Annotated in this window: 12 protein-coding genes and 1 pseudogene; 4 read left to right on the top strand and 9 right to left on the bottom strand. The window is 25.8% G+C overall.

The window, feature by feature from the left end; all coding sequences use genetic code 11:
- Positions 1-69: 69 nt before the first annotated feature.
- Both tssM and CNZW441b_RS07320 read left to right on the top strand, forming a co-directional pair.
- Entirely contained in the window at positions 70-3,582 is a 3,513-nt protein-coding gene (gene tssM, locus CNZW441b_RS07325) for a type VI secretion system membrane subunit TssM (protein ID WP_216681381.1), read from the top strand.
- Between the two features lie 2 nt (positions 3,583-3,584).
- The gene (locus CNZW441b_RS07320) at positions 3,585-4,454 is read left to right on the top strand and encodes an FHA domain-containing protein (protein ID WP_131165738.1); all 870 of its coding nucleotides are present in this window, start codon (positions 3,585-3,587) and stop codon (positions 4,452-4,454) included.
- Here CNZW441b_RS07320 and CNZW441b_RS07315 read toward each other — a convergent pair.
- The 6 genes from CNZW441b_RS07315 to CNZW441b_RS07290 all read right to left on the bottom strand — a co-directional run bounded on the left by CNZW441b_RS07315 (position 4,451) and on the right by CNZW441b_RS07290 (position 8,894).
- Positions 4,451-5,368 carry a tRNA dihydrouridine synthase gene (locus CNZW441b_RS07315; protein ID WP_131165737.1) on the bottom strand — a complete coding sequence of 306 codons (918 nt, stop codon included), beginning with the start codon at positions 5,366-5,368 and terminating at the stop codon, positions 4,451-4,453. The two genes, CNZW441b_RS07320 and CNZW441b_RS07315, sit on opposite strands and share 4 nt — an antisense overlap.
- Positions 5,365-6,351 (bottom strand): hypothetical protein, encoded by a 987-nt coding sequence (locus CNZW441b_RS07310; RefSeq protein WP_131165736.1) that lies wholly within the window; start codon positions 6,349-6,351, stop codon positions 5,365-5,367. Before CNZW441b_RS07310 ends, CNZW441b_RS07315 begins: the two co-directional genes overlap by 4 nt.
- The gene (gene dksA, locus CNZW441b_RS07305; RefSeq protein WP_131163070.1) at positions 6,341-6,703 is read right to left on the bottom strand and encodes an RNA polymerase-binding protein DksA; all 363 of its coding nucleotides are present in this window, start codon (positions 6,701-6,703) and stop codon (positions 6,341-6,343) included. The genes CNZW441b_RS07310 and dksA overlap by 11 nt, the downstream gene beginning before the upstream one ends.
- 8 nt (positions 6,704-6,711) lie before the next feature.
- The gene (locus CNZW441b_RS07300) at positions 6,712-7,161 is read right to left on the bottom strand and encodes a 23S rRNA (pseudouridine(1915)-N(3))-methyltransferase RlmH (RefSeq protein WP_131165735.1); all 450 of its coding nucleotides are present in this window, start codon (positions 7,159-7,161) and stop codon (positions 6,712-6,714) included.
- Between the two features lie 2 nt (positions 7,162-7,163).
- Positions 7,164-8,006, bottom strand: coding sequence for an acetyl-CoA carboxylase, carboxyltransferase subunit beta (gene accD / locus CNZW441b_RS07295; protein ID WP_131163072.1), 843 nt, complete (start codon positions 8,004-8,006; stop codon positions 7,164-7,166).
- 252 nt (positions 8,007-8,258) lie between these two features.
- Positions 8,259-8,894, bottom strand: coding sequence for an NAD(P)-dependent oxidoreductase (locus CNZW441b_RS07290; RefSeq protein WP_216681380.1), 636 nt, complete (start codon positions 8,892-8,894; stop codon positions 8,259-8,261).
- Between the two features lie 184 nt (positions 8,895-9,078).
- Between CNZW441b_RS07290 and rrpB the strand changes: the two genes are divergently transcribed.
- Positions 9,079-9,411, top strand: a complete 333-nt coding sequence (gene rrpB / locus CNZW441b_RS07285; RefSeq protein WP_131165733.1) for a MarR family transcription factor RrpB — start codon at positions 9,079-9,081, stop codon at positions 9,409-9,411.
- Between the two features lie 94 nt (positions 9,412-9,505).
- Here rrpB and CNZW441b_RS07280 read toward each other — a convergent pair whose 3' ends face one another.
- The 3 genes from CNZW441b_RS07280 to CNZW441b_RS07270 form a co-directional block, all read right to left on the bottom strand.
- Complete coding sequence (locus CNZW441b_RS07280; RefSeq protein ID WP_216681379.1) at positions 9,506-10,696, bottom strand: molybdopterin molybdotransferase MoeA; 1,191 nt, start codon at positions 10,694-10,696, stop codon at positions 9,506-9,508.
- Between the two features lie 106 nt (positions 10,697-10,802).
- Positions 10,803-11,246 (bottom strand): molybdopterin synthase catalytic subunit, encoded by a 444-nt coding sequence (locus tag CNZW441b_RS07275; protein WP_216681378.1) that lies wholly within the window; start codon positions 11,244-11,246, stop codon positions 10,803-10,805.
- Complete coding sequence (locus CNZW441b_RS07270; RefSeq protein WP_131163077.1) at positions 11,246-11,467, bottom strand: MoaD/ThiS family protein; 222 nt, start codon at positions 11,465-11,467, stop codon at positions 11,246-11,248. The genes CNZW441b_RS07275 and CNZW441b_RS07270 overlap by 1 nt, the downstream gene beginning before the upstream one ends.
- Positions 11,468-12,113: 646 nt before the next feature.
- Between CNZW441b_RS07270 and CNZW441b_RS08300 the strand changes: the two are divergent.
- Positions 12,114-13,793 (top strand): annotated as a pseudogene (locus CNZW441b_RS08300) (autotransporter outer membrane beta-barrel domain-containing protein); the annotation flags it as partial.
- Positions 13,794-13,839 lie beyond the last annotated feature (46 nt).

Below are 13,839 nucleotides of genomic sequence, written 5' to 3'. Positions count from 1 at the left end.
TTTTATACTTTATTATAAATTGTGTAAAAATTTTATAAAATGTTACAAAATTACCTTTTAGGATAGTTTATGCTTGAAAAACTGATATTTTTTTTTAAATCCAAATGGTTTGCACTTACAATTTTTTTAATCTTTTTATTTGCACTTAGTTTCTTGTTTTATTTTTGGGGTTCTTTAATAGCATTTAATGATTTTTATATTTTTAGTGATGCTTATTTAAGAATTGCTATTATTGCTATAACTTGGGTAATTATTTTTTTATTTTTTTTATTAAAACCTTTAATGAGATTGATATTTTCTTTAAAAGATGCAAAAAGATTAAAATTTAAAAGATTAAGAAAAGAAGCTAATATTTTTTTATATAGAGCTAAAAGGAATTTTTTTATTATTTTAAAAGATGCAAAAAATACCTTTAAAAATTTAAAGATCAAAAAACTCCCATTGGTTATGATAATAGGAAAAGAGGGTGCTGGAAAAAGCTCTTTGATAAATTATTCTAATATGGAATATCCTTTAAGTGATAGTTTAAATTCTTATAAGAAATTACATCAATCTACAAACAATTTTGCTCTTTATATTTCAAAAAAAGGAGCTTTGCTTGATACTGAAGGAAAATATTTTTCCCAAGAAGAGCTTTTTAAGCCTTTAAGAAGTGATGAATTACCAGAAGATGATCTTATTAAAAATAAAGAGTTTTTAATTAAGCAAAATATTTGGCAAAACTTTTTATTTTTTTTAAATAGAAAATTTTTTTACAATAAATTAAATGGTGTTGTTTTGGTAATAGATACTCAAGCTTTTTTGAGTAATTCTAAGGAGTATTCAAAAAATCTTTTACGTTATCTTGGCAAAAGAGTAGATGAAATTGAAGATATTTTAAATTTAAAACTTCCTATTTATATAGTTTTTTCAAAGATCGATCTTTTATTGGGCATGAAAGAATATTTTGAAATTTTTAATGAGACAATTTCAAATAAAGCTTTAGGCATTAGTTTTTTAGAGGAAATAAATCAAGAAAAACTAGATAAAGATTTTAAAGAATTAAGCAATGCTTTACTTTTTGCTTTTATGAGTAAAAATCAATTTATATATTCTTTAGAAGAGAAAACTAAAATCTATCTTTTCTTAAAACAATTTGACAATTTGCTTGCTTTAATAAAGGAATTTATCTTACAAATTCAAAGCAAAAATACTTTTAAAAATCATTCTTATTTAAGAGGAGTGTATTTTATTAGTGCTTATCAAGAAAATATACCAAGAAATTTTTTATTAGATACTGTATGTGAAAAATATGATATAAAAAAACCTTTAGCACATTCTACACGCTTTATAAATAAGAAAAGCTATTTTATTAAATCTTTATTTGAAGATATTATTTTTAAAGATTATTTTTTAAGCCAATTAACTTTAAAAAATTTATTTAAGAAATTTAGTTTTTTATTTTTAGTTTTAGCTTTATTTATTTGTTCTTATTTTTTATCTTCTTATTTTATTGAAATTAATAATAAAGAACAACAAAAGGCCAATAATGTCTTAAATCAAATCGAAAATTTGCTTAAAGATTCTGATTATAAGCATTTAGACATTTTGCAAAAGGCTAAATTGTTGGCTAATTTAAAAAGTATCTTAAGTTCTTATTCTGAATTTAATAATAAAACTTCTTTTTTGGAATATTTTAATTTAAATATTTCTTATAAAGCCTTTACTCCTATTTTGGATTTTTATTATAAACTTAATGAAAATATACTTGAAAATACTCTTATTAAAGAAATGGAAAATATTTTACAAACTCAAAACAATCCTAAGGTTTTGGTTGAAACTTTATATATGTATAGATCTTTGTTTAAAGAAAACGCTCTTAATAAAGAATTATTAAAAAAATGGATTGATAAAAATTGGATCTTTTTAAATAAATATGAACTTTCAAAAGAGAATTTTTTAAATAGGATTGATACTCTTAAAAAAATTGATTTAAATGAGTTTTTAGAAAATAAACAAAGCATCAATGAGGCTTTTTTAAAGCTTGGTAAAATAAATAAATTTCAAAGAATTTATTTTTTACTTAATTTTTTAGACACAAAACAAAAAGATCAAATTTATAATCTTAAAGATGAGCTAGGTTTTTCTTTAGAAAATATTTTTGCAAATAAAAACATTAATGTAGATTTATCTTATAACAAAAAAGCATTGATGGCTTTTTTAAAAAATATCAATCAAACAATTGATCAAGCTATAAGCATAGATGCTTGGGTATTTGATGGTTTAAGTTCAAAAAAAGAAAGTAAGAATTTTATTATTTTAAATATTATTAAGTTATATTTAGAACAATATAAAGAGCAATACAAAAATTTACTTTTAAATCTTGCCCCTCAAAGATATATCTCAAAAGAAGCTTTGCTTGATAATTTAAATATCTTAGCCAGTAAAGAAAATCCTATAAAAGCTTTAATTGAAATTATAAATATTAATACTAATTTAAATGATGCTTTATTGTTGGGCCAAGCTTATAATTTGGGTGTGAATGCTAGTGAAATTAAAACTATTTTTATGAGCGTGAGTAATTATTTTAGTGCCTATCATACTCTTTTAGATAATAAAAGTTTAATTGATAATATTTTAAATACAAACAATGCCAATAATGTAAGCAATATTATGGATATTATAAATGAGGATTTAAACGTTTTAATTAGTAGAATTTCTAATTTTACTAATAATGATTTAAATACTCAAGAAAAAATAAATTATATTTTTAATCAAAACAAAGAAGCAAATGATATTTTTGATGTATTTTTAACCCATATTAAAAAACTACCTCCTAGCTTACAAAGATATTATTCTTTGCTTATTTCTTATTCTTATGAATTTATGCAAGATTATGGATTTTTATTGCTTGATAATACGTGGTTTAATGAGGTTTATACTCCTTTTATAAATAATATAGCTCCATTTTATCCTTTTAATAATAATTCTAACGATGATTTAAGTATAGATGCTTTTAAGGAGTTTTTTGGAAAAAGCGGGATTTTAAATCAGTTTTATGAAAAATACTTAAATAATATTTTAATCAGAAAGAAAAATGAATATTTTATAAAAGAAACTTTTGCTAAAAGATTTGTTTTTTCTAAAGAATTTTTAACCTTTCTTTCAAAATCTTATATGCTTTCAAATTTAATGCTTGATTTAAATGATAATATAAAGGTTAATTTTATTTTAAAAAGCTTGGATTTAAGTTCTAGTTTTTCTTTTATAGAGCTTTCTTATAATTCTTATAAAATAAGATATGATCATACTTTAAAAACAAATCTACAAATTATTGCAGATCAATTTAATACTTCTACTATTTTAAGCTTAAATGCTTATTCTTTTAATAATACAAATATAAATTATAATAAAAATTATAAAGGAGAATGGGCTTGGTATAAATTATTAAAAGAAGCAAATTATATGGATAATGGCACTTATAGCATTTTATTTGATAATAAAGAGAGATATTTTGATTTTATGTTAATAAGTGGAGCTAGTGTTAATGATATTATTAAAATATTAGATGATTTTAAAATGATTAAAAGGGTGAAGGGGTGAAAATGGAAAAGATGGGAATTTTGCTTGAAAATATTGAAGATAGTTTAGGCAAAAATAGAGCGCATATTTTTGATGAAAATGGTGGAGTTATAGGCTCTGATCCTGAGTGTTCTTTTAGTGTACAGGATTTAAAAAAACAAATTAAAGATAAACATGTTCAAATTAAATTTGAAGAAGGGTTTTTTACAATTTGCCCTATTGATGATTCTATAATTTTTTATAATGAGTCTTTTTCAAAGTTGCAAAGCGGTTTTGATGTGATTATTAACAAGGGGGATACTTTCAAAATAGGGGATTTAAAATTCCGTTTTACTGATATTAGTGATATTGATAATGAGGCTATAGAGGCTAAGCTTAAAATAGAGGATATACCAAGACATAATGAATTAGAAATTGCCATAGAGCCTAGATTTAAAGTTAATATTGATCTTAATGACAATATAAAAGAAAATATTAAAGCTAAAAATAATTTAGATTTTGTTAAAGATAAAGAACAAAAAAGCGACACACTACAAATCCAAGATAGTAAGTTATTTGGATACCAAGATCTTTTAGAGCTTATAAGACAAAATTTTAAAGAATTAAAACAAAATCAAAAAAAGATTAATTTTGATCAAAATTCTAGTTTAGAAAGAAAACAAATTGAAGAAATTATAGAAAATATTCCTCTTATAAAGTCTACTAAACTTATTAACATTATTGTTTTGACTTTAATTTCAAAAGAACTTTATAATCCTTTATTTGACGGAATGAAAAATGATTTGTTTATGAGATGTTTGAATTCAGCTATTAAAGATAGTATTAACAATGATAAAGAACTATTTGAAATTTTAAGCTTGATGGCTTTAGAGGCATATAAAGATAAAAGTTAGAAAAAATTTTCTATACTATTTCTCATTTCTAAAGCTTTGGTGTAATGATTGATTTCAGATCTAAATGCACAAGCATTCTTGTGTGTTTTAGAATATTCGTGTAGATGTTTTTTAAAAATATTTACTCCTAAATTTCCATAATGTTTTATAATCTCATCAAAATGAAATAAAATAATTTCTTTTTTTAAAGCCTTATCTATTTTTTTTCCTTCTTTGATTTCATAAAAAATCCAGGGGTTTCCAACGCTTGCTCTACCTATCATTAAACCATCACATTTTGTGATATTAAATACTTCATTGGCATTTGAAGCATTAATATCGCCATTTGCAATAACTGGAATTTTTACTTGACTTTTAGCATAAGCTATAGATTTATAATCTGCATTCCCGCTATAAAGAGCCTTTCTTGTGCGTCCATGAATACTTATAAAATTTATTTCAAGTTCTTCACAAATTTTAGCCATTTTTTCAGGATACTTATCATCAAATCCTAAGCGAAATTTGACACTAGTTAGAGATTTTTTGTTGTGCTCTTTAATGGTTGCAACAAGTTTTTTAAAAAGATCTAAATCTTTTAGCAAGGCACTGCCTGCACATTGTTTTACAACTTTATTTACTGGGCATCCGCAATTAAAATCAATCCCGTCTATAAAATCAATTTCATTTAATATCAATACCGCTTTTTTAATAATTTCAGCATCACTTCCTGCAATTTGAACTATATAAGGTTTTTCAAGTTCTGCTTTTTTTAACATATGTAGAGTTTTTTTATTTTCATAAACTAAAGCATTAGAACTTATCATTTCACTAATGGTTACATCAGCACCGAATTTTTTAACAACATTTCTAAATGGCAAATCTGAAAACCCCGCCATAGGGGCTAAAAATAAAGGTTTATTATTAAAATCAATCATACAATTAATTTATCAAGATCAAATTTTTTATGATGTTCTCTTAATAAAAGAATATTAGCAAAGTCGCTGAATTTCTTTTCATCATTTTTAATTTCATTTAATAATTCATCAAACATAGAAAAATGAGCTAAAAGATATAAATACGCTTTTAAAGCTTCATTGTGATTATCTTTTATTTTTTTAAAAATATTTAAAATTACATCAGGATTTAAAGATGCAGTGCTTGATTTTGCAATTTGCAGGAATTCGCTTTCATTTAAATCAGATCTATTGATTAATACTTCAAATTCAGCCAAGCTTAACTTTAGCTCTTGATTTTTAAAACGATTAATGATGGTTAAAATTTGATCTTGGGTTTTATTTATCTTGATATTTTTTATTTGTTCATATGTGCCTTTTTTTATAAGTATATCAAAAGCATATTCTGAGAGTTCATCTTCTATTTGTTCAAGATATTTTATTTTATTATAAGCATAATTTATATCATTTGCCATATGGTTTTTTTCATTTTGCAAGAATAAAATATTATTTTTTTCAAGTTTAAATTTATTAAGATTGCGGTATTCTCCACGTTTTATACCATCAATGAGATCTAAAATATCATTTATTTTGGAATTTGGTTTGTCTTTTTGATGGGTTTTTAGAATTTTTGTTAAATTAGCAACCTGCTTAAATTCTTTTGTTTGAAAGTTAATTTTTGTTTCTTTTTCCAAAAGTAAGTCAATAATAAAATTTTCAAATTTATTACTATCTTTTAAAAAATATTTAAATTTCAAATAATTTAAAAAACTATAAAAGCTTATATGTAAAATTGTAAAAATTATAAATATAACAAGGACGATAGCAAACCAAGTCATAACAGGAAGTTCTATAGAGTAACTAAAAATATTTAAAGTATAAGTTCCAAGATCAAGATAAAACATAAACAGCATTATAAAAATGGTATATATTAAAGACGCAAATATAAAAAGACTAATTTTCATTGTTTTTGCCTTTTTCTATGATTTCTCTACAAGTGATACAGTATTTTGCATGCGGTTTAATTTTTAATCTTTCTATGCCAATATCATCTTCACAAAGTTCGCATGTGCCATAAATATTATTTTTAATTTTTTCTAAAGCGTCTAAAATTTCATTTAATTCTTCTTTTAAATTTGCACTAATAGCTAAATCAATTTGCGAGTTTGTTTCTATAACTGAAAAATCAATGCTATCACTTGGTGCGCTATTGTGTAAAGCTTCAATTTCCGCTGAGTTACTATGTAAATTTTCTATAATAAAACTTTTGCGTTTTTCGAGAAATTTCTTTAAAAAATTTAAATCATTTTTATTCATGTTGATTCCTATTTGTGGTAAGGGTGATTAAAATTAATACAAAAAGCTCTATAAATTTGTTCCAATAATAAAATTTTCACAAGTTGATGAGCTAAAGTAAAAGAACTAAAACAAAGACTAAAATCTAAAGTATCAATAAATTCTTTACGTAAGCCAAAAGCTCCACCTATAAAAAAATTAACCTCATTTTTATCTTTTAATAATCTAGCAAATTCTAAGCTATTAAGATTTTTACCTCTTTCATCTAATGCTATTGAAAAGTTTTTTTTATAAGGTTCAAAAGCTTTTTCATAGCTTTTTTGGGCCTCTAAAGGACTAATATTTTGTGCAAGAGATATTTTTTGATTAAAAAGGTTAAATTCTTTAATTTGAGAATAATTAGAAATTAATTTGGTGTATTTTTTTGTAAGTTCTTTAAGCTCGTCTTTTTTTTGTATACAAATGATGTTTACACGCAAATTTATTTTCCACTTAAAAATTTTAAAATATCGCTAAGATATTTTTTTTGTTCGCTTCTTGGAACTATAGCATCTATAAGTCCATGTTCTAATAAAAATTCGGACTTTTGAAAACCTTCTGGAAGTTCAGCACCTATGGTTTGTTTTATCACCCTTGCACCAGCAAACCCTATTAAAGCACCAGGTTCTGCGATAATGATATCTCCAAGCCATGCAAATGAAGCAGAAACTCCGCCCATTGTAGGATCAGTTAAAACAGATATATAAGGAATTTTTTCTTTAGAGAGAAGTTTTAAAGCAGCACTTGTTTTACTCATTTGCATTAAGGAATAGCTACTTTCTTGCATTCTAGCTCCACCTGAGGCACAAACTATTACTAAAGGGCTTTTACTTACAATAGATCTTTGAACAGCACGAACAATTTTTTCGCCTTCAACGGACCCAAGACTACCTCCCATAAAAGCAAAGTCAAAAATTACAAGTTGCACTTTAAGAGTGTTTATTAGACATTCTCCACTCACAACAGCACTTTTTCTTCCAGTTTTGCTTTCGCTTTCGGCTAGTCTTTTTTTATAAGATTTGCTATCAACAAATTTTAAAGGGTCATTTGCTTCTAGATTTTGATCAAACTCTATAAAACTTTTCTCATCACATAAAAGTTCGATCCTTTCTTGGGGTGAAATTCTCATATGAAAATCGCATTTAGGGCATACATTAAAGCAAGTTTTAATTTCCTTATAATACATTAAAGCATGACAATTTGGACATTTAACCCAATGCTCTGGCATTTCATTTGGGCTAGGTTGTTTTTTTCTAATTCTTGAAAAGATATCTGCAAAATTCATTAAACACCCTTAAAAATTCTTAGAAAGGGATTATATCAAATTATTCTTAAGTGATTAATAAGAATATTAATAAGCGATTTATATAGGTTGTTTTATTAAAATGGGTTGGTTATTGAGCTAGCTTTAAAAAAATATAAATTATAAAATTTATAAAGTTAGCAATTGGGTTTTTAAAAAACTTAAAGCTATAAATACACAATCTAAATCAAAATACCTTAAAGTATTTTAAGGTATAAAAATTTTTGACTAAATTTATAATCCTATTACACTAATGCGTGTATTTTTATAATTAGGATTAAGTATGATATCTATCATAGCACTTGCATAATCATCATAGCCTATTTTACTTTCATTATTGGCATTGACTTCAAAAAGTTCTCCTGTTATTTTATAATTATGATTTTTTGGAAGTTCTGGAATAAAATTAGCAGCTGGTGAAACATATACCCATTTAAAACCTTGCTCATTGCGTAAAAAAGCAAGAACTTCTGCAGTGGCTTTGGCTATATTCAAATACTCTTTAGGAAAAGCTGGAGTATCCATAAGTCTTACAGTATGGCTTTTGTCCATATATAAACTTCCAGCTCCACCTACAACGAATAATTTAGAATTACTTCCTTGTAAAATTTTGCTTAAAAATTCTATATGTTTTTTATGTAAATTTAAATTTTCCCATTCTCCAAAAGCATCAATAATTGCATCAAAATGAACTAAATCTTTAGCATCAAGCTCAAAAAGATCTTTTTGTATTATTTTAGCCTTAGAAGAAAATTCGCTCATTTTAGAACTGTTTCGCACAAAACAAGTAAGTTCTAAATTCCTTTCTAGTGCTTCTTTTGCTATCGCTTTTCCCGCTTTACCGCTTGCACATAAAATCGCTATTTTCATAATTTATCCTTTAAAATATGTTTGATATAAAATAAGTGTTAGAATTATAAATATACTTATATTAAAAAATCAAGTAGATATTATTTTATAATATAATATATATTTTAGGAGTATTGTGTATTTTCAATATTTTTATTATATAATTTTTTTAAAATATGCTATAATTTTAAAAATAAGGTTATAAATGAAAAAATATTATTCTCTTTGTCCAATTGAAACAGCGCTTAATCTTATTGGAAATAAATGGAAAATTTTAATTATTAGAGATTTATTAGATGGAACTAAAAGATTTGGAGAATTAAGAAAAAGTATTTCATCTACAAAAAATCAAAACATTTCTCAAAATGTTCTTACTCAAAATTTGCGCGAACTTGAGGAGGCAAAACTTATAAAACGCAAAGTTTATGCAGAAGTTCCACCAAGAGTTGAATACTCGCTTACTTCTTTAGGAAGTAGCTTAGAGTCTGTATTGAAAAGTCTTGAAATTTGGGGAAATGATTATAAAAATTTAATTTAGCCGTTATAAAATTTTTGAAATATTTTATAATTTATCTTTTATTCTAAGTTATTTAAGCTAACTTTGACACTAAGGGCGATAAAGCAAAAGCTTTTTAAGGCATAAAAACAATATCTACTAAGCTTTCGTTTTCTAAAACTTCACATTCTTTTGGCGCTATCATCAATGCGGCTTTATTATTAAGATTATTGATGATGGCGCTAGAACCTTCTTTTTTGCCTTCTAAATTTGCCAAAATACGTCCATTTTTAAATTCTACATTGCAAGCTATAAATTCTAAATAAGGCGTTTTTTTCTTATAACTGCCTTGCAAAAAGGCTTTGCAAATATAATCTTTTGGTTGAAGCAGCCAAGCATTTAAAATTTCTCTCGCATAAAGATTGAACATTACCATAGCTGAATAAGGAAAACCAGGTAGAGCGATGATAAATTTTTCATTTGCTTTGGCTATTTTGATATGACGTCCAGGTTTTATATCAGCTTTATTGATAATAAGTTCATATTCTTGAATAGCCTTTTTTAAGAAATCAAAATCCCCCATAGAAACTCCACCCGTTGTAACCAAAATATCACAGCTTTGTAAAGCACTTTTAAGGGTGGAAAAAGTAGCTTTTTCATCATCTTTTAAAAGCGGGAAAACTCTGGTGTCGCAATTTAACTTTTTGGCTAAATTTGCTATAGCTATATGATTTGATGATCTAATTTGAGCAGGATTTTCTAAAGCTTCTCCTAGATCTTTAATCTCACTTCCGCTGCTTAAAATGCCTATAATAGGTTTTATAAATACACTAATATGAAAAAATCCAAGTTCAGCCAAAAGTGCTATCTCGCTATAATTTAGCTTAGTGCCTTTTTTTAGTAAAATTTCATCTTTTTTATAATTTTCTCCAATCTCTCTAACCGCAAAACTTTTAGGAACTTTTTTTTCTATATAAAGCATGTTATTTTCTATGCGTATATTTTCAACAGGCACTAAAGTATCACTTCCTTCACTCATAAGTGAGCCAGTAAAGGTTTTAACACAAGTGTCATTTAAAACTTTAAATTCAGGCATTTTTCCTGCAGGAGTAATACCTAAAATTTTTAAAGGTTTTTCTTGATCTTCAAATTTAATTGCATAACCGTCCATGGCTGATGTTAAAAATTCAGGTTGATTTTTATCCGCTTTGATATCAGTTGCTAAAATACGCCCTAAGCACTCTGTAAGAGCTATCTTTTCAACCTTTTCATAGGTTTTAATATGAGAGTGTAGAATTTTTAAACTCTCTTCATAAGACATCAACATAAATTATCCTTAATGCTAATTTTATATAGTTACATAAATTTGTCATACTTGATTTCATCATAGAAATGTGTTTAAAAATTATGCTATATTATTTTTTGGTTTTAAATCATTGCAAAAGACCAGCACCTTGTAATTTGCTCGATCTATCTTTTGCATAAATTCTTTTTTTGTTAATTACATCATATTTCCAAATAGGAGCATTTGCTTTAAAATCTTCTACAAAATCATTAATAAGCTTAAGTCCTAGTTTTCTTTGCTTGCTTAAAATTCCTGCAAGATATGAGCTTTCTCCTATTTTAACATCGCCAATGGAGTGTGCAAACATAAATTTTATAGTTTCATTTTGAAATTTTTCTTGCCAAGTATTAAACCAAGATTTGAGTAAAGGCTCATAAATGTCAAAACTTAAAGCTTCTATATTGTTATCATTTCTTACTATGCCACAAAAAGTAAGCAAAGCCCCGCAATTTTGCTTTACGCTAAATTCATACCATTTTGCATAAATTTCAGGGATATTTAAAGCTCCTTGAGTGAGTATAAAATTTTGCATCAACCACCACCTACAGGAGGCAAAAGTGAAATTTTATCTCCTGAATTTAAAACTTGATTTTCATCAAAAATGATTTTATCATTTAAAGCAACCGCACAAAGTCCAAGCCATTCCTTTAGACTCTCATCTTGTTTTAAAATTTCTTTTAATTCTTTAAGATTGGAGACTTTAAGTTCTATACTTTCTTTATTAATAGGTCCTAAAAATTCTATTTTAACCATATCTACTCCGTTTTTATTCTGTATGATACTAAAATATTTTTAATATCAATCTTCATAATATTAAATTTTAAATTTATGATTTATATATTTTATTGAAATTTGTTATAAAAATAGTTGATTTTAAAATAGCTTTAAGGGGGGGGGTATAATCATTTTTTATTTTTTAAGGAGAAAATTTATGGTTAAAACCTCATTTTATGCAAACAAAGTTTTATTGGGATTAAGTTTGGGGGCTATTTTAAATGCAAATGCATTAGCAAGTCAAACTATTGATATAACCTATAAGGAATCAGGGAGCAATTTTCAAGATAAATTCCAATATGATAAAAATACTCAAACTTGGACTCCTACTTTTGGGTTAAATGAAGATACTATTATAAATATTGGAATTTGGGATTTTCCTGATTATGGTGGAAATGATGAAATTTATCAAGAAGAAATGAAACTAAATATTGAATTAGCCAAGGATAAAACTTTAACTTTTAATAATAACAATAAAAAATTATCAGCACAAGAAAAGAATCCAGTTAATATAAATAATCTTAATGCTAGCGCTAAAAAAGTTGAAGCTAATGATATTATATTTCATTTTACAAAACCTTCGACGATTAATGCAGATTTTAGCGTAGTAGGCACAACAGAAGATGCTCCAGTAAATGATGAAGAAGCGGGTTCAGTTATAGGTATAGGAGGAGGTGGAGCCTCTTTGGCTAATCAAATTAATACAGGTTCTTTAACTATCAATGGAAATTTTAATGCTTCTAAAACTTTGATTTTATCCAATGTAGAAAATGCTTTTAGGGTAAATGGAACAGCTACTATTAAAAATTCAAATTTTGGTATTTTAAGAACAAATTATAGCGAGCTTGAAGCAAATGATTTTGTCTTAATAAGAGCAAAAGAATTTAATAGTGATATTTTGGATAAGAGTGCTAATAATGCGGCTGGAGCTATTTTATTTAAAGATTTAAACTCTTATTTAAGTACCAATAATGAAATTTTAAAGGATAAAAACAAATATAAAGATATTCTTCATACTGGCTACACTATATACAAGTGCTCAAGGTTATGAGTTGGCAAAAGCAGATCTTGAAAATCAAAAAAGCGAAATTCAAAAACTCATTGAGGAGGCAAATAAAAATGGTGGCAAGATAGATGATGATAAATATTTACAAACCATAGCTCCAAATTTAGCAGGAAATGATAAAAATGCGGTTTTAGTTTTAAGGGATGCGGCTGTTTTATTGGGAGCAATAGGGGCTGATTTAGCCAGTAGAGAGGGTGTTGAATTAGCACTAAATATTAAAAAAGATACAGATAATACAGGAAAAAATATATCTAATCTCAGCTCAGCTTCTAATGCAACTAATACCACCATAAACGTATCCAATGATATAGCTATTACTCAAAGAATAGCAATGCTTAATAATCCTTATGGAAATTATGCTTTAAAAATGAGCAATCTAAAATTTGCCGCTTTAGAAAGTGATATGAGGTCAAATTATATAAATGATTATGCTAATAGCGTATGGGCAAATGCTTTTGGTGGAGCTAATATTATAGATGGCGATAGTGCGGCTTTATATGGTGCTACTATAGGCGCTGATAAACAAGTAAAAGATAATGTTTTACTAGGGACTTATTTTACCTATGCAAAATCAACCATTAAAGATAAACTTTTAGAACAAAAAAGTGATAATTTTCAATTAGGTTTTTATTCTATAATCAATTTAAATCCTAAAACAGAGTAAATTTAAGAGCATATGGGCAAATTTCACCTACTAAGCAAAACAATGTTTTAGTTGATGGAGCTTATAAGGCTGATTATACAAGCAAATTCTTTGGACTTAGTGCAAGTTTAGGTCATATATTTGATTTTAGCGATAATACTTTATTTATTAAGCCTTTTGCGGGTTTAAATTATTATTATAGCTATACTCCATCTTATACAGATAAAGGACTTGTTTCTAAAAATATTGATTCTATGAGTAATAATTCTTTTTCTCTTGAAATAGGAGCTGAATTTAGAAAATATATGAATGAAAGTTCTTATCTTTTTATCACTCCAAAAATAGAGCAATTTATTATTAATAATGGAGATGATTATGTGGCAAATCTAGCTGTAAATAACGCTTTTTTTACAAGTGTAAAAGCAAATGATAAGAAAAAAACTTATGCCCAAGTAGTATTAGGTGGTAATTTAAACATCAATGAAAGATTAAGTTTTAATGCTGGAGTTGGTGCTAAACAAATATTAAATGGTAAAGTAGATAATAAAAATGAAACTTATATAAGCGGACAAGTAGGACTTAAGTATAAGTTTTGATTGTTTGCTTGATTGATTAAGTTTTTCTAATAGAGTTTATTCTATT

This window comes from Campylobacter novaezeelandiae (assembly GCF_018968685.1).
Lineage (GTDB): Bacteria > Campylobacterota > Campylobacteria > Campylobacterales > Campylobacteraceae > Campylobacter_D > Campylobacter_D novaezeelandiae.
The sequence above is the reverse complement of the archived record's forward strand: the minus strand, read 5'-3'. Positions and strand labels throughout refer to the sequence as shown.

What these genes read in the sequence shown, in the direction of transcription:
- CNZW441b_RS07315 (WP_131165737.1), bottom strand. Translation starts at nt 5,368, where the DNA reads ATGATTGATTTTAATAATAAACCTTTATTTTTAGCCCCTATGGCGGGG.
- CNZW441b_RS07280 (WP_216681379.1), bottom strand. Translation starts at nt 10,696, where the DNA reads ATGTTGATGTCTTATGAAGAGAGTTTAAAAATTCTACACTCTCATATT.
- CNZW441b_RS07320 (WP_131165738.1), top strand. Translation starts at nt 3,585, where the DNA reads ATGGAAAAGATGGGAATTTTGCTTGAAAATATTGAAGATAGTTTAGGC.
- CNZW441b_RS07290 (WP_216681380.1), bottom strand. Translation starts at nt 8,894, where the DNA reads ATGAAAATAGCGATTTTATGTGCAAGCGGTAAAGCGGGAAAAGCGATA.
- CNZW441b_RS07275 (WP_216681378.1), bottom strand. Translation starts at nt 11,246, where the DNA reads ATGCAAAATTTTATACTCACTCAAGGAGCTTTAAATATCCCTGAAATT.
- CNZW441b_RS07270 (WP_131163077.1), bottom strand. Translation starts at nt 11,467, where the DNA reads ATGGTTAAAATAGAATTTTTAGGACCTATTAATAAAGAAAGTATAGAA.
- dksA (WP_131163070.1), bottom strand. Translation starts at nt 6,703, where the DNA reads ATGAATAAAAATGATTTAAATTTTTTAAAGAAATTTCTCGAAAAACGC.
- tssM (WP_216681381.1), top strand. Translation starts at nt 70, where the DNA reads ATGCTTGAAAAACTGATATTTTTTTTTAAATCCAAATGGTTTGCACTT.
- CNZW441b_RS07310 (WP_131165736.1), bottom strand. Translation starts at nt 6,351, where the DNA reads ATGAAAATTAGTCTTTTTATATTTGCGTCTTTAATATATACCATTTTT.
- accD (WP_131163072.1), bottom strand. Translation starts at nt 8,006, where the DNA reads ATGAATTTTGCAGATATCTTTTCAAGAATTAGAAAAAAACAACCTAGC.
- rrpB (WP_131165733.1), top strand. Translation starts at nt 9,079, where the DNA reads ATGAAAAAATATTATTCTCTTTGTCCAATTGAAACAGCGCTTAATCTT.